The following is a 21,822-nucleotide window of genomic DNA, read 5'->3' on the forward strand; positions in this document are numbered from 1 at the left end:
GGAGGTTCATCATGCGTGCATTGGACATCGCAGCAACAGGTATGCTGGCACAACAGATGCGGGTTGAAACGATTTCGAACAACCTCGCCAACATGTCGACCACGGGTTACAACGCGCGGCGTGCCGAATTCGCGGACCTGCATTACCAACAGATGGCGCGCGCTGGCACCATCAACGCTTCTGACGGCACGGTGCTGCCGACCGGTATCCAACTGGGTTTGGGGGTGCGGCCCACGTCGGTTTCGATGTTGGTTCAGCAGGGCACTCTGACACAAACCAATGGCAATCTGGACCTTGCGATCGAAGGCAAGGGCTATCTAGAGGTGACGCTGCCGTCGGGCGGGTCGGGCTATACCCGTGACGGCGGGCTGAAACTGTCCGGTGACGGTCTGATCGTTACGTCGGATGGCTATGCGGTTGCGCCCGAAATCACGATTCCCAGCGACGCCCGCTCGATTTCCATCAACGCAGACGGCGAGGTGTATGCCTATTTCGACGATGCGGTCGAACCTGAGCTGATGGGCGCCTTCACCCTTGCGGGTTTCACCAATGAAAAGGGGCTTGAGGCGATTGGGTCGAACCTGTTTCGTGAAACGTCCGCTTCTGGCCCCGCGTTCGTTGGCGCACCCGGAGAGGATGGGCGCGGGACGTTGCGTCAGGGTTATCTGGAGAACAGCACAGTTGACGCTGTGCGCGAGGTTACCGAACTGATCGAAGCACAGCGTGGTTACGAGCTGAATTCAAAAGTCATCACCGCAGCCGATCAGATGCTGGCTGCAACGACACAGGTGCGGTGATGAAAGTCATTTTCGGCATCATCCTGTTCATCGCAACCGCCAGCGCAGCCACCGCCGATACAGTGGTGGCCGCCCGGAACATTCGCGCCAACGTGTTGGTCACCGCCACGGACCTCAAACTTGTTGTGTCCGATCTGGCGGGCGGGTTCCAGGCGATCCAAGACGTGGTTGGGCAGGAAACGCGCGTGGTCCTGTATGCTGGTAGGCCCGTTATGGTCAACGACATCGGACCGCCGGCGTTGGTCGAGCGCAACCAGATCGTGACCTTGGCCTATGTCGCCGGTCCGCTAACGATTTTGGCAGAAGGCCGCAGCCTTGGACGCGCAGGGGTCGGTGACCGCGTGCGCATTCTGAACCTGTCATCGCGCACCACAGTGACCGGATCCGTCGAAGCCGACGGTACGGTCTCCGTCTCAAACACTCGTTTTTAAGCCCGAAGGAAGCCACATGCACCCATTAGTTTTTGCCGTTCTCACCATTTTGGCCGTCTCGGCCTGCGCCCGGATGAAAGATGTCGGTAAGGCGCCGGACCTAAACCCGGTTGAGATGGGCGCTGAGCACGTTGCGATGAACGCCTCGGCCCTGCCGCGCACTGCGCCCCCGAAAAACTCGCCCGTGCGGGCGTCGCTTTGGAGTGGTGGACGACAATCACTGCTGGGTGACAGACGCGCGCAGGCGGCTGGCGACATCATGACCGTGGTTATTGAAATTGACGATAGGGCCGAGTTCTCGAACAGCTCAAAACGCGCGCGCGGTGCGTCCGAAGAAATGGGTGTTCCGAACTTCTTTGGCCTGCCGCAATCCATTGACAAAGACCTGACGGAAGGCGCGTCGATGGCAAATGCCGTTGGCTTGTCATCGAGCAGTTCGTCCAACGGCAACGGGTCGGTAAAGCGCAACGAGAAGTTAGAACTGCGCGTTGCCGCCACGGTGATCGGCACCCTGCCAAACGGAGTTCTGAAGATTCAAGGCACGCAAGAAGTGCGGGTAAATTTCGAGCTGCGCGAACTTCTGGTCACAGGGTTTGTGCGGCCGGAAGACATCTCGCGTCAGAACGAAATCTCGTATGACAAAATCGCCTCGGCCCGCATTTCATATGGGGGACGTGGGCAGATCAGTGACGTTCAGCAGCCACGCTATGGCCAGCAGGTCACCGACATCATACTGCCGTTCTGAAAGGTCAGGTTATGGGAAAGGTTTTTCCAGTTTTGCTTGCGTTGTTGGGGTTGGTCGCAGGCGGTGGTGCGGGTTATTTCCTGAAGCCGGCACCAGAGCCTGCGATGGTTGATCCGAGCGGCGATGCCAATGGTGAGCCGAACCACATCAATGCGCCGCCTGCCGAGCCTGAGGTCAATCCCGACAGCGAGTTTGTCAAGATAAACAACCAGTTCGTAATTCCAGTCGTGCGGGACGAAAAGGTGGTGGCCCTTGTCGTGCTGTCCTTGAGTCTTGAAGTCACAACAGGAAGCCGCGAGGCTGTTTACCTGCGCGAACCCAAACTAAGGGATGAATTCCTGCAGGTCATGTTCAATCACGCGAATAGCGGCGGGTTTGATGGCGTATTCACCCAGACCAGTAAGTTGACCAACCTGCGTCGTGCGTTACGCGAAGTTGCAACCAGTATTCTGGGGACCGTTGTTCATGACGTGCTTGTCACGAACATCATGCGGCAGGATCATTAGTCGTCGCGGAGGGTTCGCCGTCAGAACCTTGCGGCGACGAAGGGCGACAGGTCTATTGCCGGTTTGGTTCGCGCGGCGAGGTCGGCAACCAGTTCTGCCGTCCCAGCCGATTGGGTCAATCCCACATGCCCATGGCCGAACGCATAGATAATCTGGTCGCCCGCACCCGACGGACCAATGACCGGTAGGCTGTCGGGCAGCGACGGACGATATCCCATCCATTGGGTGCCGTCGGTCAGATCCACCCCCGGCATGAACGCTTTTGCTTTATCCACTAATACCTCTGCGCGGCGGTAATTGGGGGGTAGATCAAGGCCGCCTAGTTCCACCGCACCCCCGATGCGCAGCCCAGATCCAATCTTTGATATGACAAAACCATGCGCCGAGAATGTCAGGTGCGTTTTTAGCTCGACCGAGGCGTTGGCGAAGGTAGTGTTATAGCCGCGTTCGGTTTCAAGCGGGATGGTGTCGCCGATCTTTGCGGCCAGCTTGTGGGACCATGCTCCAGCGCAGATGACAACTTGCTTGGCGGCCAGTGACCCACGGTCCGAGATGATCTCAACGCGGTTGGACGTTGTTGTGATATCGTGGATGTCACGGTCTTGATACGCGCCGCCTTGGTCCAGATACCTGCGCGCCAAGCTTTCTGCCCACTTCTGCGGGTCGGTGGTGTTGAACCAACCGGGGGTAAAACCGGCATGGGTGAACTTTCGACTAAGGCCCGGTTGTATCTTGGCGATCTGATCGGGGTCCTGAAGCAGTTCGACCGCGATGCCAAGATCTGCCCGTCGTTGCCATTTCGGCCTTGCGCGTTCAAAGTCTTGCGCGCCCTCATACAGTTCCAACTGTCCTTCACGGCGGATCATTTTGGGGTCACCAAACCGGGCAAGCTGTCGTTCAAACGCTGCTTCGCAGTGCTGCATCAGGCGCGTTTGCGCCGCAACCGCATCATCATACCGATCGGCCCAGCTTGCACGCCAGAATTTCAGCATCCAAGGCGCGATCTTCAGGGCATAGGCGGGTGGGATGGACAGCGGGCCAAGCGGATCGAGCAGCCATTTCGGCGCACGCCGCATGATACCGGGCGTGGCAAGCGGCTCGACCTCGGAAAATGCGAACGCGCCAGCGTTACCACGCGAGGTTTCGGCAGCGATGCCTTTGCGGTCAATCAGCAGCGGCGTGCGACCTCGCGCCTGAAGTTCAAGCGCAGCGCTAACGCCGATGATGCCTGCGCCAATAACGACGATGTCGAAAACCTGCTTTGCCATTCATTTTCCTAGCCGAGGCGGTGAAGCCATCCAGATTATAGGTCCAGTTTCAGCGGCCATCGTTGCGAATACCACCCCGAAACGGATCGCCTTCATCAAACAGCAAAGTAGCTTCCGATGTGATGAACGCCCGCCCTTGGATAGTGGCGACAACACCGCCAGACGGGTGACCCACGAAGCTGCAATCATATGCGCTGCCAATTACGCTTTCCTGTCGCCAGATTTTTCGAGCGGCCAGTTTGCCGTCAGCGGCAAGGCAGGCCAGCTTTGCAGAACAGCCCGTGCCGCAGGGCGAGCGGTCGTAAGCGCCACCGGGACACAGCACGAAATTTCGACCATGCCCAGCCGTGGTCTTTGGTGCGCCGAAAAGCTCGATATGATCAATCTCGGCCCCATCTGCTCCGGTCACGCCTGCTTGCTGCAAAGCAATGCGGATGTTTTTGGCGGCCGCGGTCAACGCTGCGACGTTGTCAAGGCACAGGTCGATCTGGTCAAAATCAGTCAGGAAGAACCAATTGCCGCCCCATGCAACATCGCCGGTGACGGGGCCGATACCGGCAACATCGACGGTAATGCCTTTTTGATGGCGATAGCTTTCGACATTGGTGACACGCACGGTGTTGCGATCCAGAAGTTGGCTGGAGACAACACCGACTGGCGTTTCAATTTTGTGGGTTCCGGGTGTCAGCCGCCCCAGATGCGCCAGAACGGCGGTCAGCCCAATGGTCGCGTGGCCGCACATCCCCAAGTTTCCAACCGTGTTGTAATAGATCACCCCGGCAACGCATGACGGGTCAGTCGGCGGCACCAGAAGCGCGCCAACCATGGCATCGTGCCCGCGCGGCTCGGCCAGGGTTGCGGCATATATCCAGCTGTGGTCGTCGCGAAGGCGCTGGGCGCGATCTGCAACACTGCCGGTGCCAAGGTCTGGACCGCCGTCAATAATGACGCGGGTCGGCTCGCCCTCAGTATGGCTGTCGATCACGCGCATTTAGATATGACGCCTTTGCGTTGCGACCACGCTGCCTGTGAAGAGGGTGTTGTTCATCAAGGTTTCCTGAATGGTTGGATGCAGGCGGCCAGAAATCAGTGCGGGCGTCAAGAGTTTGGGCATGGTCCGTCATATTGTGAATTAAATCCAATATGCAATAAGTATATTCAAACAGCGCCGGCTGTCGCGAACATCTTGGTGCGCGCGACAACCCAATCCTGCAGATGTCGTCGATTGGAGACTAGCCCCTTGCTTGCCCTATCCGGGTGGTCAACCGGCCCAACCCTTCGATCTCGACCACGCAGACATCGCCCGGCATTACCGGGCCGACGCCCTCGGGCGTTCCTGTGAAAATAAGGTCACCGGGTGCAAGCGTGATCAGGGACGACAGGTAAGCAATCACATCAGCGACGGACCAGATCAGGTCAGAAAGGTCCGAGGATTGTCGCACCTCGTCATTCACCGTCAACTGAATTTTGCCCGTGCCAATGTGTCCGGTCTTTGATGCGGGGTGAAGCGGGCCGCACGGGGCAGAGTGATCAAAGCCCTTTGCCATATCCCATGGCCGCCCAACTTTCTTGGCGGCAGCCTGAAGGTCACGGCGGGTCAGATCATTGCCGATGGCGTAACCCCAGACGTGATCCAGCGCCGTTTCAACCGGAATGTTCGCCCCACCGATGCCGATGGCCACGACCAGCTCGGCCTCGTGATGCAGGTTGTCCGTGCCGGGCGGGTAAGGCACCGTTGCCCCATCCGCGACCAGCGCATCAGCGGGTTTTGAGAAAAAGAACGGTGGGTCCTGATCCGGGTTCGACCCCATTTCACGCGCATGGGCCGCGTAGTTCTGGCCGATGCAATAGATGCGGCGCACGGGAAAGCGGTCGTCAGACCCAACGATGGCCAGCGACGGCTGCGGGGGGCAGGGAATGGCCCAAGTCATGTCAAAAATACCTCGGCTTTCATGGTGTCGGGGATCGGCGCGCCCAATCGCGACAGGATCGTGGGGGCGAGTTGTAGCTGGCACAGGCGGTCGTCGAAATCGGGGCCAGCGGCGGGTCCGAAATAGTAAAGCGCCGCGTCCTGCTGCAAATCTTCGCGCCCGCCATGGTGGCCGCGGTCGGTTTGGCCGTGATCGGCGGTCACGATGATCTCATACCCATCTGCGCGCCACCGGTTGATGAACAGCGCCAACTGTTCGTCCGCTTGAAAGCAGGCGTGGTCCATTTCCTGACAGTCGTGCCCGAACCGATGGCCCATGCTGTCCAGCGTGCAAGTGTGCAGGATGCCATAGTTCAGGTTGAACCGTTCACACAGCATGGTCAGCGTCGCGAACAAGTCGATGTCAGCAGGAGTTGTCTGGTTGATCAACCCATATCCGGTCATCGTGTGAAATCGACCGTGGTTGATCGAGGTGCTGTCGGGCTCGTCGTATTCGATATCGCGCACCAGATCGAAGGGCGCGCGGTTGAAGAACTCGGACCAGAAACTGTGGGTGACAGCGCCCGTGACACCACCGGCCTTGCGCACCTGACTGAAGATATCGGGCTGAGCCAGGCGGAACACGTTGTTGTTGCCGGTGCAGCCATGGTCTTGCGGCGCAACGCCCGTGTGGATCGAGGCATAGCAACTGGCCGATGTCGACGGCAGCACCGAGCGCATTTTCCAGCGCTGTGCATCGCCACTGTCCACCCAGCCTTCCAGATTGCCAAACAACCTGCGCCAGTTTCGCCAAGGCACGCCATCGAGAATGATCAGAAGAAGTTTTCGGTCCATGATGCCCACATCTCAGCAATGGCCAACTATCAGTTCCCTGCGCTTTCCATCTTGCGATGTTCGACGACTTCTTCAAGCCACCCCAACCGCATTTCCGGCACCGAGCTGAGCAGAAGATCGGTATAGTCGTCAAACGGCGGCGACAGCACCTCGGCCTTTGTGCCATAGCGCACGACGCGCCCCTGATACATCACCGCGATGCTGTCCGCGATGGCGCGCACCGTGGCAAGGTCGTGGGTGATGAACAGATAGGCGACCTGTTCGCGCTTCTGAAGGTTATGCAGAAGCTTCAGAATGTCCTCGGCGACGAGCGGGTCCAGCGCCGATGTCACCTCGTCGCAGATGATGATCTTGGGCTTCGCGGCCAAGGCGCGCGCAATGCAGACACGCTGCTTTTGCCCGCCCGAAAGCTCGGCAGGATAGCGGTCTTTGAACTCGGCTCCCATCTCGATATCGTCAAGAAGCTCGTCGATGCGCTTGTGCTTCTCAGCGCCGCGCATTCCGAAATAGAACTCGAGTGGTCGACCAATAATCGTGCCGACGGTCTGGCGCGGGTTCATCGCGACATCCGCCATCTGATAGATCATCTGAATTTCGCGCAGATCGTCGCGCGCGCGCCCTTTAAGATCGGCGGACAACACCCGATCTTCGAAAACGATCTGCCCATCACGCGCGGGCAACAGCCCTGTCATAACGCGAGCCGTGGTTGACTTACCCGACCCGCTTTCGCCGACAACGGCCAGCGTTTGACCGGCGTGCAACTCCATCGACACGTCATGCAGCACATCAAAGTTGGTGCCTTTATAGCGCGCAGTGACGTGCTCAATGGTCAAAACCGGGTTGTCTGAAGGCGGCTTGCCTTCGTGCTTTCGCGACCGCACCGACACCAGATCGCTGGTATACTCTTCTTTTGGCGCGTTGATGATCTGGTCGGTGGTGCCATGTTCGACCATGTCGCCCATGCGCAGCACCATGATTTCATCCGAGACTTGGGCGACAACGGCAAGATCGTGCGTGATATAAAGCGCTGCAACACCTGTGTCGCGGATCGCTTTCTTGATCGCCATCAACACGTCGATTTGCGTGGTGACATCCAGCGCCGTGGTGGGTTCATCAAAGACCACCAGATCGGGTTCCGGGCACAGGGCCAATGCAGTCATGCAGCGCTGCAACTGCCCGCCAGAGACTTGGTGCGGATAGCGGTCGCCAATGGTTTCAGGGTCGGGCAGGCCTAACCTGGTGAACAGATCAATCGCGCGGGCCTCGGCATCTTTCTTCGAGAACTTGCTAGCGTGGATCGATGCCTCGATCACTTGCTCCATGATCTTCTTGGCGGGGTTAAAACTGGCCGCTGCCGATTGAGAGACATATGTGACCTCGGTCCCGCGCAGTTTGCGCAGGTCCTTAAGGCTGGTGCCAAGGATTTCGCGCCCATTGACCCAAACCTCGCCGCCAGTGATTTCGACGCCGCCGCGCCCATAGGCCATCGTCGCAAGCCCGATGGTCGATTTACCGGCCCCGCTTTCACCGATCAGGCCAAGAACTTTGCCCTTTTCAAGGTCGAACGACACGCCATGTACGATATCAATATCACGCGGCTTTTCGCCCGGTGGATAGACGCGCGCGCCGATCTTCAGGTCGCGGACTTTCAAAAGCGCGTCGCTCATCCGCGGCCTCCTTTCAGGCTGGTGGTTCGGTTCAACACCCAGTCGGCCACTAGGTTCACGGAAATGGCAAGCGTCGCGATGGCGACCGCGGGAACAAGCGCTGCCGCGATGCCATAGATGATGCCGTCCTTGTTTTCCTTCACGATGCCGCCCCAGTCTGCATTGGGTGGTTGGACTCCAAGTCCAAGGAAGGACAGGGTCGAGACGAACAGAACCGCAAAGATGAACCGAAGGCCCATTTCGGCCACAAGCGGCGACAGCGCGTTGGGCAGGATTTCACGGAAGATGATCCAAATCCGGCCTTCACCGCGCAGCTTGGCGGCTTCGACAAAATCCATCACGTTGATATCCACTGCGACTGCGCGTGCCAGTCGATAGACGCGGGTGGCATCCAGAAGGCCCATGACAAGGATCAGGATCGTCAGTGTGACCGGCATGACCGACAAAACGACAAGCGCGAAGATCAGGGTCGGGATCGACATGATCAGATCGACAAAGCGGCTCATGACCTGATCGACCCAACCGCCGATAACGGCGGCCGTGAAGCCAAGGATCGATCCGGTGGTGAAACTGATGAATGTGGCCGCAGTCGCGATAAAGATGGTCGTGCGCCCGCCATAGATCATCCGGCTTAGCAGATCGCGGCCAATATTGTCGGTGCCGATCCAGTGGTCGGCCGACCACGGCTCCCAGACATCGCCAACGATTTCTGTCATCGAATAGGGCGCGATCCATGGTGCGAGGATTGCCATCAGGAAATATAGGCTGGTGAAGAACAGGCCGAACAAAGCGGCCGGGGGAATTCTTGTCATTTCGGATGCCTCAGCCTTGGGTTGGCAAGGATCGACACGATATCCGCCACCATGTTGAGCCCGATATAGACCGCCGCGAAGATCAATCCGCAGGCCTGCACCACCGGCACGTCACGTTTGGATACGTGATCCACCAGATATTGCCCCATGCCGGGATAGGTGAACACGACTTCGACCACCACGACCCCGACGACGAGATAGGCAAGGTTCAACATCACCACATTCACGATTGGCGCAATCGAGTTGGGAAGGGCGTGGCGGGCGATAACTTGAAAGCTGGTCAGTCCCTTCAATTCGGCCGTTTCGATATAGGCCGATTGCATCACGTTCAAAATGGCGGCCCGCGTCATACGCATCATATGGGCCAGCACGACCATGGTCAGCACGGCGACAGGCAGGGCGATGGAACTCAACTTCTGCCCCAGGCTCATTCCGTCATGGATCATTGACACGGTGGGTGCCCATCCCAGCTTAACGCCGACGAAATACATCAGGATATAGCCGATTAGGAACTCCGGAACGGAGATCGAGGCCAGTGTGACGGCCGAGATAAGCTTGTCCGGCCAGCGTTCGCGGTACCGGACGGCCAGCAGGCCCAGAAAGATTGCCAGCGGCACGGCGACCACCGCGGCCCAGAAGGCAAGAAACAGGGTGTTTTTCAGGCGCGAGCCAAGGCTGGCAGCGATATCCTGTCCAGAGGTGAGCGCAGTGCCCAGATCGCCCTGAACAAGCCCGCCCAGCCAGTCGAAATAACGGCTTAGCGCAGGTTCGTTCAGACCCAGTTCTTCGCGAATGTTGGCAAGTGCCTCGGGTGTGGCGGACTGGCCCAGAATGGATTGTGCCACATCCCCCGGCAGGATGTTGGTGCCCCAGAATATCAGGCCCGACACCGTTAGTAGAAGGAGCAGGCCCAGCGCAATGCGCTGGACCAGAAGTTTGAGCAATAATGGCATATCAGCCGGCGACCCACATTTTCATCGGGGCATAGAAGTTCATCAGGTCGAAGCCCTTGTGACCTTCGACCCAGCCGGCGACCCGGTTGGTCGTGCCATCAATGAAGTCGTTGAACATCGGGCAAACCAGCCCGCCTTCGTTGTGAAGCAGCGTGCCCATATCGCCATACATCTGAGTCCGCTTCGCCTCGTCCAGCTCGCCCCGTGCCGTCAGCAGCATCTGGTCGAACTGATCGTTGAAGAACCGTGTGTCGTTCCAGTCCGCCGATGACAGATAGGCGGTGGAATACATCTGGTCCTGCGTCGGTCGCCCGCTCCAGTAGCTGGTGCAGAAGGGCTGAGCGTTCCAGACCTCGGACCAGTAACCGTCGTTGGGTTCGCGCTTGATCTCAAGGTCGATCCCAGCGGTTGCCAGCGACTGCTGGAACAGCGCCGATGCATCCGGTGCGCCAGGGAAGCTGTTGTCAGACGTGCGCAGAAGGATCGGACCTTCGTGCCCTGACTTGTCGAAGTGGAACTTGGCCTTGTCAGGATCGTAGGTGCGCTGCTCCATCTCGGTGAACAGCGGGTAGGAACTGTTGATCGGAATGTCGTTCCCGATCGAGCCGTAGCCAAACAGGATCTTTTCGACCATTTCTTCGCGGTTAATGCCGTGTTTCAGCGCCAGTCGCAGGTCGTTGTTGTCAAACGGCGCGGTGTTGCAATGGGCGATGAACACGTAATGGCCCGGCCCTGGGGTTGAGTAGACATTGATGTTGGGCGCGCGGGCCACGAGATCTGCGGTCCGTGGTGGAACACGCCCGACCATATCGACCTGGCCAGACTGAATTGCCGCCATACGCGCGGTGTCGTCGTTGATCACCACAACCTCGATCGTGTCGGCATGGCCCAGATCGCCCCAGTAATTGGGGTTCTTTTCGGCCACGAAACGCACACCCATATCCACTTCTTTCAGGATATAGGGGCCGGTGCCGATCGCCGCTGCCGGGTCATCCTTGCCGCCATTGGGCTGGATCATCAGGTGATAGTCGGTCATAAGGTAAGGCAGGTCGGCGTTCGGGGTTTCCAGTTCGACGATAAACTTGTCGCCATCAACACTCATCGCCGAGATGCCGCGCATGATGCCCAGTGCGCCGGACTTTGTGTCTTCGCCCGCGTGACGTTCCATCGTCGCCAGCACGTCATCGGCGGTCAGGGGCTTGCCATTCGAAAACTCGACGCCCGAGCGGATCTTGAACGTCCACACCTTGGCATCTGCCGAGGCCGACACTTCTTCTGCCAGCTTGTTTTCAAGCCCGCCTTGCGGCGCAAGTTCGACCAGTGGTTCACCCCAGAAGCGGCTGACCATGGTGCCGGTCGAGTTGGTCGTGGTCGCCGGATCAAGGCTGTCGGTGGTCGAGCCACCCGGAAGGCCGACGCGGATGGTTCCGCCTTTGACTGGCGTTTGGGCGTAACCGGCTGAAGACAGCAGCGTGTTCGCGCCTGCGGCGGTCAAGCCAAGTGCAGCGGCCCGTCCCATGAAGTGACGGCGCGACAGTCTGCGCGAGGCGACCTGCTTAGAAAGATATTCGAGTTCGTTGGACATTGAGGGCTCCCTGAGTGAAATATGTGGGCCTTTTGGCCGCTTTTTTCTGGATTGACTGACAGAGTTGACCAGATGGCCGGGTTTCGCAAGGTTTGATACCGACCGAGTATCATCGATTTCCGACACTATGTTACGTCACGCGGCAGAAAGCTACCCTTCGCGGCAAACAAAAAAGGGCCGAGGTTGCCCCGGCCCTTTTTCCAGCGATTGAAAATCTTCTAGAAATTCAACGAGATATCGCGATGGCGCGCAGAACATGACGCCATTGCCAAAGCCTGTTCACGGGTAAAGCGATCTTGAACACGGATGCCCAGCGAGCCTCGGATCACGTCCAGATAGGTGGCGAGCTGTGGCCGCAGTTTTGCGTCCGCTTTCGCACGCCAAGCCATCTGAGAATCGAATTCGGCAACCGCGTCCTCATAGGCCTCCATCGCCTCCGCGCGGTCCGGTTCTTTTGCTTTCAGCGCCTTCGCGGCCTTGCTCAGCGCACTTTTGACGTCGCCCGCGCCGTCGATCTTACCGAAGGCCTTGGACAGTTCGCTTGCAAGATCTTCTGCCTCGGCTTCAGGCATGTTCTGGACCGTTGCTTTCAAGGCGCGCAATTGCGACTCCATCGCTGCAAAGTCAGCGGTTGCATCCAGAACCTCCAACACTTCAAGCGAATCCTCATAGGCCGAGTCCGCCGCCCGGCGATATTTCGTGCGGGCAGAGTTTTCGGCGTTGGTCAGCTCAATGAACGTATCGTGCGCGCCGGTCCAGCTTTCCGGGATCTGTTCGCGCAGATGCTCGACCTCGGAGCTTAGGGTGGCGACGTTACCTTCAAGCACCGTGCGCGCCGATGCCTGACTTTCGTCACGCATCCGACCGATCCGCACTTTCAGCTTGTCGATTTCTTCAGTGCGGCTGCGGATTTTCTTTTCGAGCCCGCGCACCAGTCGCAATTGTGGCCGATAATCATCGGCGGCCGCTTCGACCTGTCCGGCGGCATCAAATGCGGCCTCAAGTTCTGCGATGGCGTTGTCGGCGGTATCCAAGCTGTCGGTCAAATCGCCTGCCAGGTCTTCGGGCAGGATCGACAGGTCCAGCGCACGCGCGGCAACAATTGCATCTTGCGTTTCCGTGCTTTGCGACAGCCGCTGGCCCACATATTCCTCAAGACATAGTTGCAGTCTTGGGTTGCGTGGCGGTGGGCTGGTTTCCGACAGGAAGCTGACCCGGTTGGGAAGATAGTTCACCAGCGGGGGATAGGCCCCCACAATTGCCAGCGCCGTAAGTTGCAGCAGAATAAAGGCGATGACGCCCTTATACATCTGCACAGTCTTAACGATGGCTGGTGCCACGCCGCGCAAGTAAAACAGCGCGAAGCCGAAAGGTGGTGTCAGGAAACTGGTCTGAATGTTCAGGCCAATCATCACGCCCAACCAAACAGCAGTAATATTGGCTTCGGGGTCAGCCAGCAGGATCGGGGCCACGATTGGCACCACGACCACGGCGATCTCGATAAAGTCGAGGAAGAACCCGAGGATGAAGATCACCAGCATCACGATTACGAACTGAGTCCAGAACCCGCCGGGCAGGCCCAACAGGAATTCCCGGACCAACTCTTCCCCGCCAAAGGCACGGAAGGCGGCGGTCAGCATGGCAGCACCCAGAAGGATGATGAAGACAAGCGATGTCGTCTTGGCGGTTTCCAACATGACGCCTGCCAACGTGTCTTCAATCTTGAAAATGCGCCAACAGGACCAGCCAAGCGCAACCAACAGCATGATCGTTGCGATGACGCCCAGCGTGATACCAAGCCTGTCGGTGCTGTCGGTTATGCCTTTAATGTTCATTTCGAAATTCGAAAGCGCGTAGCCGACAAGGAACAACGCAGCGATAGCCAGAAGCGCCGGGTAATATAGTGTTTTACCGGGCTTTGGCAGACGATAGCCCGCCATGATCATCGCGCCGGCGGCACCAATGGCGCCCGCTTGGTTCACCGTCGCAATACCTGCGATGATCGACCCCAGAACCATAAAGATCAGGGCAAGGGGCGGGACCAGAGTGATCAGAACGTTTTTCAGGAAGTCTAAGTTATACGCGCCGTCATAGTGAACGGCGGGCGCGTTGTTCGGACGCAGGATCGCGTAGAACAGAATGTACAGCATATACAGCCCAACCAGCACCATACCGGGAATGAACGCGCCCAAGAACATTTCGCCAGCCGAGGTCGACACGACGTCGAACATGGACGGCATGGACAGCTCGCCGGTTGCTTCCTTGTGCAGGATCTTGCGTGCGGTTCCGGCTTGGTCCGTGGCAGATGCCAACTGGTCCGCCAGAATGATCAGCACGATTGACGGAGGAATGATTTGCCCCAACGTGCCCGATGCGGCGATTGTACCGGTGGCCAGCGACTGCGAATAGTTGTTGCGCAGCATGGCAGGCAGTGAAATCAGGCCCATCGCCACAACGGTTGCGCCAACGATCCCTGTGGTTGCGGCAAGCAATGCGCCCACAAACACGACCGAGATGCCAAGCCCGCCGGGAACGGGGCCGAACAGGCGGGCCATGGTGACCAGCAAATCCTCAGCAATTTTGGATCGCTGCAGCATGATGCCCATGAAGATGAATAGCGGGATGGCGATCAGCGTGTCTCGCTCAACCTCCCAATACACCCCCCTGAGGTTCGTGACCCCCGCTGACAGCCATTGATTTGGGCCGCCGCTGTGGAAATAAACGTCGGTTGAACCGGTCATCACATAGCCCGCGCCAGCGGCAAGGCCGATGGTGATGATCGCCGCACCGGGCAGCGCGAAGGCAACCGGATAGCCCGACCCCAACGCGCCCGCCATGATCACGATGAGCAGGAAAAGAAAGAAAAGCTCCATAGGTCAGACCTCAGTGCGCAGAAGGTTGCATGATTTCGCGAAATCCGGGCTCGTCGCGTTTGTCTGCAACGGCCTGGAGGAAATAACTGACGAATTGGATCAGCATGGTGATGGCGAACAGGCCAATAAAGGCGGCCATCTGATATTTTGTGTACAGGCCAAACGGGCCGGCTTGTGAAATCTCGAAGCTGGTGATCGGCGCGTTGATGATGGACTGTTTGCCACCAAACCCAACCGCCAGCACAACCCAAGTGGTGGTCATTCCAAGCAGGATCGTGCCGATACCATTTACGATGCCGCGGGTCGTTCTGCCGAAGCCTGCGTAAAGAACGTCCACCCGAACATGGCCTTCGTCAAATAACGTATAGGCTGACGAAAACAGAAACAGCGCGGCATACCAGTAACGCACAAGATCGCCCATCAGCGCTTGTTCATAGCTGAACACAAAGCGTGAGATCACGATCAGAAGCTCGGCGATGACGATCAGGAAGGCCAGCCAGAAGAAACCGAGGGTCCGGGTGACCATCGCAATGCCGAAAGCGATCACGATCAGCGGGATGTGCACCCATGATCCGATCCAGCTTGGGCGGCTGAACAGCTGGGCGGTTGTCGAGCCAAGCAGCGGCCTGATAAGGTCTTCAGCCCGCATAAATGCGATTGTGGCGTCTGTTATACCGATCAGGAAGACCGCCCAGAACAGCGCGCGTATCAGATAGACATTGAACATATGGATACGGTGGGCGTCCCATCGCAACGAGATCGTTCGATCGTGCAGCACCACGGCCACTGCCACGGCAATCGCCACGACATACAGCACCACATGCACCCAACCGCTGGGCGCCGCGCCGCTTAGAAAGGCTTGCGTGCCGGAATAGCCGAACCCGACCACCAACACGTTGTTGATCAGAAACGCTGCCAGCACGGTAAGCGTGCACCAACCGAAAAGCCGCGCAAGGATTGCGGGGTCTCCGTGGCGTGGAATGTCTGGATGGGTGCTGTCGTTAGCCATGTCGCCTCCCGAAAGGCATATTAGGGTCAATTCTTGCGTGACCCTTTGGAAAAAGGACGGGGAGCCTTCCCCGTCCTTGGTTTTTTAGGTCTACAACCGGACTGGATTACAGATCCAGGATCCGGTTACGCTGGTTCACGAACTGACCTTCAAAGAGCGAGATACCGCGACCGATTTCGCGCATTTTGGCCTGAACTGCGTCGTTCACTTCGGCTGCCAATGCGTCATAGCTTGCGGTTTCTTCGAACACTTCCTGAGCGGCTTCGCCCATTGCGTCCCAAGTGTCGTCGTCGAAGCTGCGTACTTCAACGCCTTGCTCGTCCACGAGCTTGGTCAGGTATTCACCATTCAGAGCCATGGATTCAAAGTATGAGTTCGAGTTTTCTTCAAGGGCCGCAGCGGTGATCACCGCACGTTCCCAATCCGACAGGCTCGACCACCACGATTTGTTCGAGGTCAGCGAAAGCTGTGCGCCCGGCTCGTGCATGCCGCCAGTATAGTAGTATTTGGCAGCCTCGTAGAACTTCATGAAATAGTCGTTATAGGGACCAACCCACTCCGTCGCGTCGATGGTGCCGGAGACGAGATTTTCATAGATCTGACCGCCGGGAAGCGACACAGTCGATGCGCCCAGCTTGGCCAGAACCTGACCGCCCAGGCCCGGAATACGCATTTTCAGACCTTTGAAGTCATCTGCGCTTTCGATTTCTTTGTTGAACCAGCCGCCAGCTTGGGTGCCGGTGTTACCAGCGGGAAGGCCTTTCAGGCCGAACTGGTCTTGCACCCTGTCCCAGATTTCCATGCCGCCGCCATACAGGACCCATGCATTGATCTCGGCGAAGGACATGCCGAAGGGCACCGCTGTGAAATAGGCCAGTGCAGGGTGCTTGCCGGTCCAATAGTAGTCGGCGCCAATATAGGCTTGGCTGTTGCCGGATGCGACTTCGTCAAATACGTCCAATGCGCCGACGCGTTCGCCTGCTGCAAAATACTCAACCTTCAGCGCGCCTTCCGAAAGCTCGCCAATACGTGCGGCCAAGCGTTGTGCCGAGACACCCAGACCCGGGAAGTCGCGCGGCCAGGTCGACACGATGGTCATTGTCTTGCCACCTTGCGCCAGTGCCGGTGTGGCCAGTGCCGTTGCGCCTGCGCCAATTGCGGCGCCTTTCAGAAACTTACGTCGTTCCATGTATGATATTCCTCCTCCGAGTTTTCGATATTTTCTTGTTCGAACGTGGGCCGACCAAGGGTCAGCTTTGCGCTGCCACGCAATTACTACGTAGATAAATCCAGATTTCAAATGGTTTTTCTCAAACTGGTAACATTTCTTTACCAATTTGAGAAAAGCACGCTGTCTGGCCGCTGCGAATGCGCGCGGTGATTTGAAGCTAACCCGCTGATGATTGCCGAGTAATTTCTGCGAAGCAACGTAAAGTCTTGGCTTACGTTGGGACAACCCGCATAAGTGGATGACGTCAGGCGGTGATGCATCCTAATGGGTATGTTTTTACTTTCCCCTCTGGATATTTCGAAAAATGAAGCTTATCAAGGAGGCGTTATGACTCGAAAGCTGCCCCAATGATCCAGTCGCACGACTCAACCATCGACACATTGATCGAACCAGAGCTTGGCGCTTTGCTGGGGGTGTTCGCGCTGCACAACTTTATCGAATCGTTGATGGACGACATCGACAGCGGCATCGACGTGCCCCATTTCGAGCGAAAGATTGTGGTCTGGCTGGACCGCCCCAAGCGCATCGGCGCGCTCGCGCGCGAAATGAATGTGTTGCCATCGACGATGACCACCGCCGCCGACCAGTTGGAAAGCCGTGGCTTGGTGGTGCGCGAACGCGACCCAGATGATCGGCGCGCGTGGCTGTTGAAGCTGACCCAGACCGGTGCCGATCTGCGGTCGGCGTTGGTTGTCATGGCGCGCACTTTACTTTGCGAAACGCTGGATCTGTCAGCCGACGAACTGAACAGCTTCGCCAGAACATCTTTGAAAATTCACGCCAACATCCAGAAACACACGACCTGTTAGGGACATCCCATGCCTTTCATCACACGCTTATTGACCGCTGCGACGTTCGCTCTGATCGCCGCCAGCACAATCGCAATTGCCGAGGACGCGGCAAAGCCTGTCAAGCTTTTGACAGTCACGGCGAATGACGAAACTTTCAGCCGTGTTTTCTTCGGCAAGGTCGTTGCGCGCCAAAGTGTCGACATGGCGTTTCAGGTGGGCGGACAGATCGTCGAATTTCCGGTGATCGAAGGGCAAGTTGTGTCGGAAGGGGACATGATCGTTCAGCTGGAACAGGAACAGTTCTCATTGGCGCTGGAACAAGCGGTTGTGCAAAAGGATCTGGCCGAACGCACGTTGGAGCGGCTGACAAAGCTGCGGGGCAATACCGTCAGCCAGGTGGCTCTGGATGACGCCACAACACAAGTGAATCTGGCAGACATCGCGTTAAGGCAATCCGAACGGAACCTGAATAATGCGACGCTATATGCACCGTTCGACGGGCTTATCGCCACGCGCAACGTCGATAATTTCGTCACCGTCAGCCCGGGCACCCCTGTCGTTCGCTTGCATGACATGAGCGAAATTCGGATCGCGATCGACGTGCCGGAAATCCTGTTCCAGACCGCCTCAAAGGAACAGAACGTGCAGTTCATGGCCGAGTTTCCGGCACATGATGAACCGCTGCCTGTCGAGTTGCGCGAATTCAGCGCTGAGGCGGCGAGCGCCGGTCAGACCTATCGCCTGACTCTCGGGATGGCGCCGCGTGACGACCTGCGTGTTTTACCGGGGTCCTCTGTGAATGTGCGCGTGTCAGCGACCCATGAAAATCCCGGTATCCTGATCCCATCCACCGCAATTGTCGCCGCGCCCGACGGCACTTTGTCTGCCATGCGCTTCGTTGCGGGTGAAGGCGACACTGGCACAATCGCCGCTGTGCCGATCACAGTCAAACCCGCCGCAAATGGTGACTTTCTACTGCTGTCGGGCCTGTCCGCAGGTGACGAGATTGTCGCCGCTGGTGCGTCGGCTGTGCGCGATGGTGAAACGGTCCGCCGGTTCACCGGCTTCACGAACTGAAGGGGGCGGTTATGCTCAATATCGCACGCGCCTCGATCGAGAAGCCGCTTTATACGTGGCTGATCATCCTTACCATGCTGCTGGGCGGCATCTGGGGCTTCTTCAATCTTGGTCGCTTGGAAGACCCGGCTTTTACGATCAAGCAAGCGGTCGTGGTGACCCAGTATCCCGGCGCCAGTGCGGCGCAAGTGGCGACGGAAGTGTCTGAACCGCTGGAAAGCGCGCTTCAGAAGATGGAAGAGGTCGACAAGATCACCTCGACCAACCGCCCCGGCGAAAGTCGGATCGATATTGAGATCAAGTCAACCTATCCAGCCGACGCACTGCCCGACATCTGGACCCGATTGCGCGCGCGGGTGCGTGACACGTCGCGTCAACTGCCAGACAATGCGCGCCCACCTTTCGTGAATGACAGTTTCGGTGATGTGTTCGGACTGTATTACGCCGTGACCGCTCCGGGGTTTACGGACGCTGAGAAATACGAGCTTGGCACCTTCTTGCGCCGCGAACTTTTGGCGGTCGAGGGGGTCGCCGGTGTGGACCTGTCCGGCATCCCGGAAGAGGCAATTTACATCGAACCCAACATGACCCTGTCGGTCAATCAGGGCATTCCCCCTAACGCGATCATCGGCGCGGTGTCGGAAGCGAATTCGGTGTCGTTAGCCGGGGCGCTGAACAAAGACGGCGCGCGGATCATGTTTCAGGCACCCGAAGGGTCGGAAACCGTGTCCGACATCGCGTCGCTTAGTATTGGGGTGAATGGCCAGCTATTTAACGTGGCTGACGTGGCGCATGTAAGCCGTGGGCGCGTTGCAACCCCGGATCAGATCATTCGCTTCAATGGACAAGAGGCGTTCACCATCGGCATTGCCGGGCTGGACACCGAGGATATCGTCAAGGTCGGCCACCGTGTCGATGCACGTCTGGCCCACCTGTCTGTCGATATTCCGCACGGGATCGAACTGCACCCGATCTATCAACAACACATGGTGGTCGAGCAAAGCTCGAACGACTTCCTGAAAAATCTCGCGATGTCGGTCGGGATCGTGATCATCGTTCTGGGCGCCTTTATGGGGTGGCGGGCCGCCGTTGTTATCGGGTCGACGCTTCTGCTGACCGTGGTCGGAACGCTGCTGTTCATGTCCATATTCTCGATCGAGATGGAGCGTATTTCGCTGGGTGCCTTGATCATCGCCATGGGCATGTTGGTGGACAACGCGATTGTCGTGGCGGAAGGGATGCAGATTTCAATGCAGCGGGGACGACCATCGCTTGATGCCGCCGACGACGCCGCGAAGAAAACCCAGATCCCGCTTCTGGGGGCGACGGTGATCGGGATCATGGCGTTCGCAGGCATCGGGCTGTCGCCGGATTCCACCGGCGAATTCCTGTTCTCGCTTTTCGCTGTGATTGGGATTTCGCTGTTGTTGTCGTGGGTGCTGGCGCTGACGGTCACGCCTTTGTTGGGCCATTACTTGTTCAAGCTGGGCAATCAGGACGCGGATGATGCCTATTCCGGCAAATTCTTCGTGCTTTACAAGAAAGTCTTGGACAAATCCCTAACATTCCGCTGGCCGGTCATTGCCGGTCTTGTTGCGATCACCATGGCCTGCTTTGTCGGGTTTGGATCGGTAAAGCAGCAGTTCTTCCCCAACTCGAACACGCCGCTGTTCTTTGTTTACTATAAACTTCCGCAGGGCAGTGCGATCCAGCAGATCTCGGATGACCTTAGGGTCATGGAAGACTGGTTGCTGAAAGAAGAGAACGTCACCACGGTCGCGTCCTATGCGGGACGGGGTGCGGTGCGATTTATGCTGACCTATGATGGCGGCAAGGACAATCAAAGCTATGGCCACCTGATCATTCGCACAAACGAATTGGACGCGATCCCGGACATTCACGCGCGCCTTGAAGCGTTCGGAAAGGCAAACTTTCCCGAGGCTGAATTCCGCGTGCAGCGGTTGGTGTTTGGCCCCGGTGGCGGTGATCCCATTCAGGCGCGTTTTTCCGGCAGTGACCCGGCTGTGCTGCGTGGTCTGGCAGATCAGGCGATGCAGGTTATGGCCGACAGTTCGGACAATCTTTTGAACCTGCGCACCGATTGGCGCGAGCAGGAATTGGTGATCGAGCCCGTCTATGCCACCCAACGCGCCCAAACGGCAGGGGTGAACCGCGATGATATCGCAAGCTCGCTTTTGTTTGCGACCGATGGCCTTCGCGCTGGCGTGTATCGCGAACGCGAGCGGCAGATCCCGATCATCATGCGTCGTCCCCTGCCCGAGCAATTTAGCCTGACCGACCAGCTCGTGTTCTCGCCTGTGGCGGGCACTTATCTGCCGATAGAACAGCTGACCGATGGTTTCAAATACCGGGTTGAGGATACGCTGGTTCAGCGGCGCAACCGCGTGCCAACCATATCGGTCGGGGCCGATGTCGCAACCGACGTGACCCCCGCCCAAGCCCACGGCGAAATCCGCGCTGCTGTTGAGGCGATATCGCTTCCGGCTGGCTATTCGGTGGAATGGGGCGGCGAGTTTGAAAACGCATCTAAAGCGCAGGCCAGCCTTGGCGCACAACTGCCGCTAAGTGTGTTGATCATGGTGATGATCTCGGTCCTGCTGTTTAATGCGATCCGTCAGCCGATCATCATCTGGCTGTTGGTGCCAATGTCGGTGAACGGTGTCGTTATCGGCCTTCTGGGCACAGGGCTTCCGTTCAGCTTTACCGCGCTTCTTGGGTTGCTGAGCCTGTCGGGCATGTTGATCAAGAACGGCATCGTTTTGGTCGAGGAAATCGACCTGGTACGCGCCGAAGGGGTGCCTCTGCGCAAAGCGATTATCGAGGCGTCGGCTTCACGGGTCCGGCCAGTTGTTCTGGCGGCCATTACCACGATCCTTGGTATGGCGCCGCTTCTAACGGACGCGTTCTTCGTGTCGATGTCAGTCACGATCATGGGCGGGCTGGCTTTTGCCTCGGTCCTGACCTTGGTGGCCGCGCCGGTCTTCTACTACGTCTTCTTCAAAGGGGACGAGAAGAAAGAGCAAGCCGCGGCAATCGCGTGATCCCGACCAACCAACGAAAAAGCCGCCTCAATCGGGCGGCTTTTTTCCTCAAGTACCTGCGGTTTCGCCTGAATTAATCCGGGAAACGAATGAGGCTAAATTATCTGGAGCGGGCGGCGGGAATCGAACCCGCGTCATTAGCTTGGAAGGCTAAGGTCTTACCACTACACAACGCCCGCCCAGTGGAATTACGACATATTTCATGCGCTTCTGGGCGTCAAGGCCGCACGGCGAGGGATTCCAGTAGGTTT

At 58.0% G+C, this 21,822-nt stretch carries 18 protein-coding genes and 1 tRNA gene; 7 read left to right on the forward strand and 12 right to left on the reverse strand.

Features of this window, described 5'->3' with window-relative positions:
- Window positions 1-11 precede the first annotated feature (11 nt).
- The 4 genes from flgG (at window position 12) to MUY35_RS05825 (ending at window position 2,479) form a co-directional block, all read left to right on the forward strand.
- Complete coding sequence (flgG, locus tag MUY35_RS05810) at window positions 12-797, forward strand: flagellar basal-body rod protein FlgG (protein ID WP_248364687.1); 786 nt, start codon at window positions 12-14, stop codon at window positions 795-797.
- A complete protein-coding gene (gene flgA, locus MUY35_RS05815; protein ID WP_248364688.1) occupies window positions 797-1,228 on the forward strand; it encodes a flagellar basal body P-ring formation chaperone FlgA in 432 nt (143 codons plus the stop codon). Before flgG ends, flgA begins: the two co-directional genes overlap by 1 nt.
- Window positions 1,229-1,244: 16 nt before the next feature.
- A complete protein-coding gene (flgH, locus tag MUY35_RS05820) occupies window positions 1,245-1,973 on the forward strand; it encodes a flagellar basal body L-ring protein FlgH (RefSeq protein ID WP_248364690.1) in 729 nt (242 codons plus the stop codon).
- A gap of 104 nt (window positions 1,974-2,077) precedes the next feature.
- A complete protein-coding gene (locus MUY35_RS05825; RefSeq protein ID WP_348984503.1) occupies window positions 2,078-2,479 on the forward strand; it encodes a flagellar basal body-associated FliL family protein in 402 nt (133 codons plus the stop codon).
- Window positions 2,480-2,499: 20 nt separating this feature from the next.
- Here MUY35_RS05825 and MUY35_RS05830 read toward each other — a convergent pair whose 3' ends face one another.
- The 11 genes from MUY35_RS05830 to MUY35_RS05880 all read right to left on the reverse strand — a co-directional run bounded on the left by MUY35_RS05830 (window position 2,500) and on the right by MUY35_RS05880 (window position 16,599).
- Complete coding sequence (locus MUY35_RS05830) at window positions 2,500-3,747, reverse strand: FAD-dependent oxidoreductase (protein WP_248364696.1); 1,248 nt, start codon at window positions 3,745-3,747, stop codon at window positions 2,500-2,502.
- A 49-nt stretch (window positions 3,748-3,796) separates the two neighbouring features.
- The gene (locus MUY35_RS05835; RefSeq protein WP_248364698.1) at window positions 3,797-4,738 is read right to left on the reverse strand and encodes a proline racemase family protein; all 942 of its coding nucleotides are present in this window, start codon (window positions 4,736-4,738) and stop codon (window positions 3,797-3,799) included.
- Window positions 4,739-4,979: 241 nt separating this feature from the next.
- Window positions 4,980-5,678 carry a fumarylacetoacetate hydrolase family protein gene (locus MUY35_RS05840; RefSeq protein WP_248364700.1) on the reverse strand — a complete coding sequence of 233 codons (699 nt, stop codon included), beginning with the start codon at window positions 5,676-5,678 and terminating at the stop codon, window positions 4,980-4,982.
- Window positions 5,675-6,511, reverse strand: a complete 837-nt coding sequence (locus MUY35_RS05845) for an alkaline phosphatase family protein (protein ID WP_248364701.1) — start codon at window positions 6,509-6,511, stop codon at window positions 5,675-5,677. Before MUY35_RS05845 ends, MUY35_RS05840 begins: the two co-directional genes overlap by 4 nt.
- Before the next feature lie 29 nt (window positions 6,512-6,540).
- Window positions 6,541-8,178: an ABC transporter ATP-binding protein gene (locus MUY35_RS05850; RefSeq protein WP_248364703.1), complete on the reverse strand. Its 1,638-nt coding sequence runs from the start codon at window positions 8,176-8,178 to the stop codon at window positions 6,541-6,543.
- Window positions 8,175-8,990, reverse strand: coding sequence for an ABC transporter permease (locus MUY35_RS05855; protein ID WP_248364704.1), 816 nt, complete (start codon window positions 8,988-8,990; stop codon window positions 8,175-8,177). Before MUY35_RS05855 ends, MUY35_RS05850 begins: the two co-directional genes overlap by 4 nt.
- On the reverse strand, window positions 8,987-9,943 hold the full coding sequence (locus MUY35_RS05860) for an ABC transporter permease (protein WP_248364705.1): 957 nt from the start codon (window positions 9,941-9,943) through the stop codon (window positions 8,987-8,989). Before MUY35_RS05860 ends, MUY35_RS05855 begins: the two co-directional genes overlap by 4 nt.
- A 1-nt stretch (window position 9,944) precedes the next feature.
- Window positions 9,945-11,528 carry an ABC transporter substrate-binding protein gene (locus MUY35_RS05865; protein WP_248364706.1) on the reverse strand — a complete coding sequence of 528 codons (1,584 nt, stop codon included), beginning with the start codon at window positions 11,526-11,528 and terminating at the stop codon, window positions 9,945-9,947.
- 218 nt (window positions 11,529-11,746) lie between these two features.
- The gene (locus MUY35_RS05870) at window positions 11,747-14,401 is read right to left on the reverse strand and encodes a TRAP transporter large permease subunit (protein WP_248364708.1); all 2,655 of its coding nucleotides are present in this window, start codon (window positions 14,399-14,401) and stop codon (window positions 11,747-11,749) included.
- 10 nt (window positions 14,402-14,411) lie between these two features.
- Window positions 14,412-15,410, reverse strand: coding sequence for a TRAP transporter small permease subunit (locus tag MUY35_RS05875; RefSeq protein WP_248364710.1), 999 nt, complete (start codon window positions 15,408-15,410; stop codon window positions 14,412-14,414).
- Between the two features lie 106 nt (window positions 15,411-15,516).
- A complete protein-coding gene (locus MUY35_RS05880; RefSeq protein WP_248364713.1) occupies window positions 15,517-16,599 on the reverse strand; it encodes a TRAP transporter substrate-binding protein in 1,083 nt (360 codons plus the stop codon).
- Window positions 16,600-16,988: 389 nt separating this feature from the next.
- Between MUY35_RS05880 and MUY35_RS05885 the strand changes: the two genes are divergently transcribed.
- The 3 genes from MUY35_RS05885 to MUY35_RS05895 are packed head-to-tail and all read left to right on the forward strand — an operon-like array spanning window position 16,989 to window position 21,571.
- Complete coding sequence (locus MUY35_RS05885; RefSeq protein ID WP_248364716.1) at window positions 16,989-17,450, forward strand: MarR family transcriptional regulator; 462 nt, start codon at window positions 16,989-16,991, stop codon at window positions 17,448-17,450.
- Window positions 17,451-17,459: 9 nt separating this feature from the next.
- On the forward strand, window positions 17,460-18,509 hold the full coding sequence (locus tag MUY35_RS05890) for an efflux RND transporter periplasmic adaptor subunit (RefSeq protein ID WP_248364718.1): 1,050 nt from the start codon (window positions 17,460-17,462) through the stop codon (window positions 18,507-18,509).
- Between the two features lie 11 nt (window positions 18,510-18,520).
- Window positions 18,521-21,571: an efflux RND transporter permease subunit gene (locus MUY35_RS05895; protein WP_248364719.1), complete on the forward strand. Its 3,051-nt coding sequence runs from the start codon at window positions 18,521-18,523 to the stop codon at window positions 21,569-21,571.
- A 105-nt stretch (window positions 21,572-21,676) separates the two neighbouring features.
- On the opposite strand, the gene MUY35_RS05900 is transcribed toward MUY35_RS05895, so the two are convergent.
- Window positions 21,677-21,750: transfer RNA gene (locus MUY35_RS05900), tRNA-Gly, on the reverse strand.
- Between the last annotated feature and the right edge of the window lie 72 nt (window positions 21,751-21,822).

The sequence above is a fragment of the Aliiroseovarius sp. S1339 genome (assembly GCF_023195695.1).
In the GTDB taxonomy this organism is placed as follows: domain Bacteria; phylum Pseudomonadota; class Alphaproteobacteria; order Rhodobacterales; family Rhodobacteraceae; genus Aliiroseovarius.

Bases quoted from the DNA above. Each gene is read 5' to 3' on its own strand.
- flgG (WP_248364687.1), top strand. From the start codon at position 12: ATGCGTGCATTGGACATCGCAGCAACAGGTATGCTGGCACAACAGATG.
- flgA (WP_248364688.1), top strand. From the start codon at position 797: ATGAAAGTCATTTTCGGCATCATCCTGTTCATCGCAACCGCCAGCGCA.
- flgH (WP_248364690.1), top strand. From the start codon at position 1,245: ATGCACCCATTAGTTTTTGCCGTTCTCACCATTTTGGCCGTCTCGGCC.
- MUY35_RS05825 (WP_348984503.1), top strand. From the start codon at position 2,078: ATGGTTGATCCGAGCGGCGATGCCAATGGTGAGCCGAACCACATCAAT.
- MUY35_RS05830 (WP_248364696.1), bottom strand. From the start codon at position 3,747: ATGGCAAAGCAGGTTTTCGACATCGTCGTTATTGGCGCAGGCATCATC.
- MUY35_RS05835 (WP_248364698.1), bottom strand. From the start codon at position 4,738: ATGCGCGTGATCGACAGCCATACTGAGGGCGAGCCGACCCGCGTCATT.
- MUY35_RS05840 (WP_248364700.1), bottom strand. From the start codon at position 5,678: ATGACTTGGGCCATTCCCTGCCCCCCGCAGCCGTCGCTGGCCATCGTT.
- MUY35_RS05845 (WP_248364701.1), bottom strand. From the start codon at position 6,511: ATGGACCGAAAACTTCTTCTGATCATTCTCGATGGCGTGCCTTGGCGA.
- MUY35_RS05850 (WP_248364703.1), bottom strand. From the start codon at position 8,178: ATGAGCGACGCGCTTTTGAAAGTCCGCGACCTGAAGATCGGCGCGCGC.
- MUY35_RS05855 (WP_248364704.1), bottom strand. From the start codon at position 8,990: ATGACAAGAATTCCCCCGGCCGCTTTGTTCGGCCTGTTCTTCACCAGC.
- MUY35_RS05860 (WP_248364705.1), bottom strand. From the start codon at position 9,943: ATGCCATTATTGCTCAAACTTCTGGTCCAGCGCATTGCGCTGGGCCTG.
- MUY35_RS05865 (WP_248364706.1), bottom strand. From the start codon at position 11,528: ATGTCCAACGAACTCGAATATCTTTCTAAGCAGGTCGCCTCGCGCAGA.
- MUY35_RS05870 (WP_248364708.1), bottom strand. From the start codon at position 14,401: ATGGAGCTTTTCTTTCTTTTCCTGCTCATCGTGATCATGGCGGGCGCG.
- MUY35_RS05875 (WP_248364710.1), bottom strand. From the start codon at position 15,410: ATGGCTAACGACAGCACCCATCCAGACATTCCACGCCACGGAGACCCC.
- MUY35_RS05880 (WP_248364713.1), bottom strand. From the start codon at position 16,599: ATGGAACGACGTAAGTTTCTGAAAGGCGCCGCAATTGGCGCAGGCGCA.
- MUY35_RS05885 (WP_248364716.1), top strand. From the start codon at position 16,989: ATGATCCAGTCGCACGACTCAACCATCGACACATTGATCGAACCAGAG.
- MUY35_RS05890 (WP_248364718.1), top strand. From the start codon at position 17,460: ATGCCTTTCATCACACGCTTATTGACCGCTGCGACGTTCGCTCTGATC.
- MUY35_RS05895 (WP_248364719.1), top strand. From the start codon at position 18,521: ATGCTCAATATCGCACGCGCCTCGATCGAGAAGCCGCTTTATACGTGG.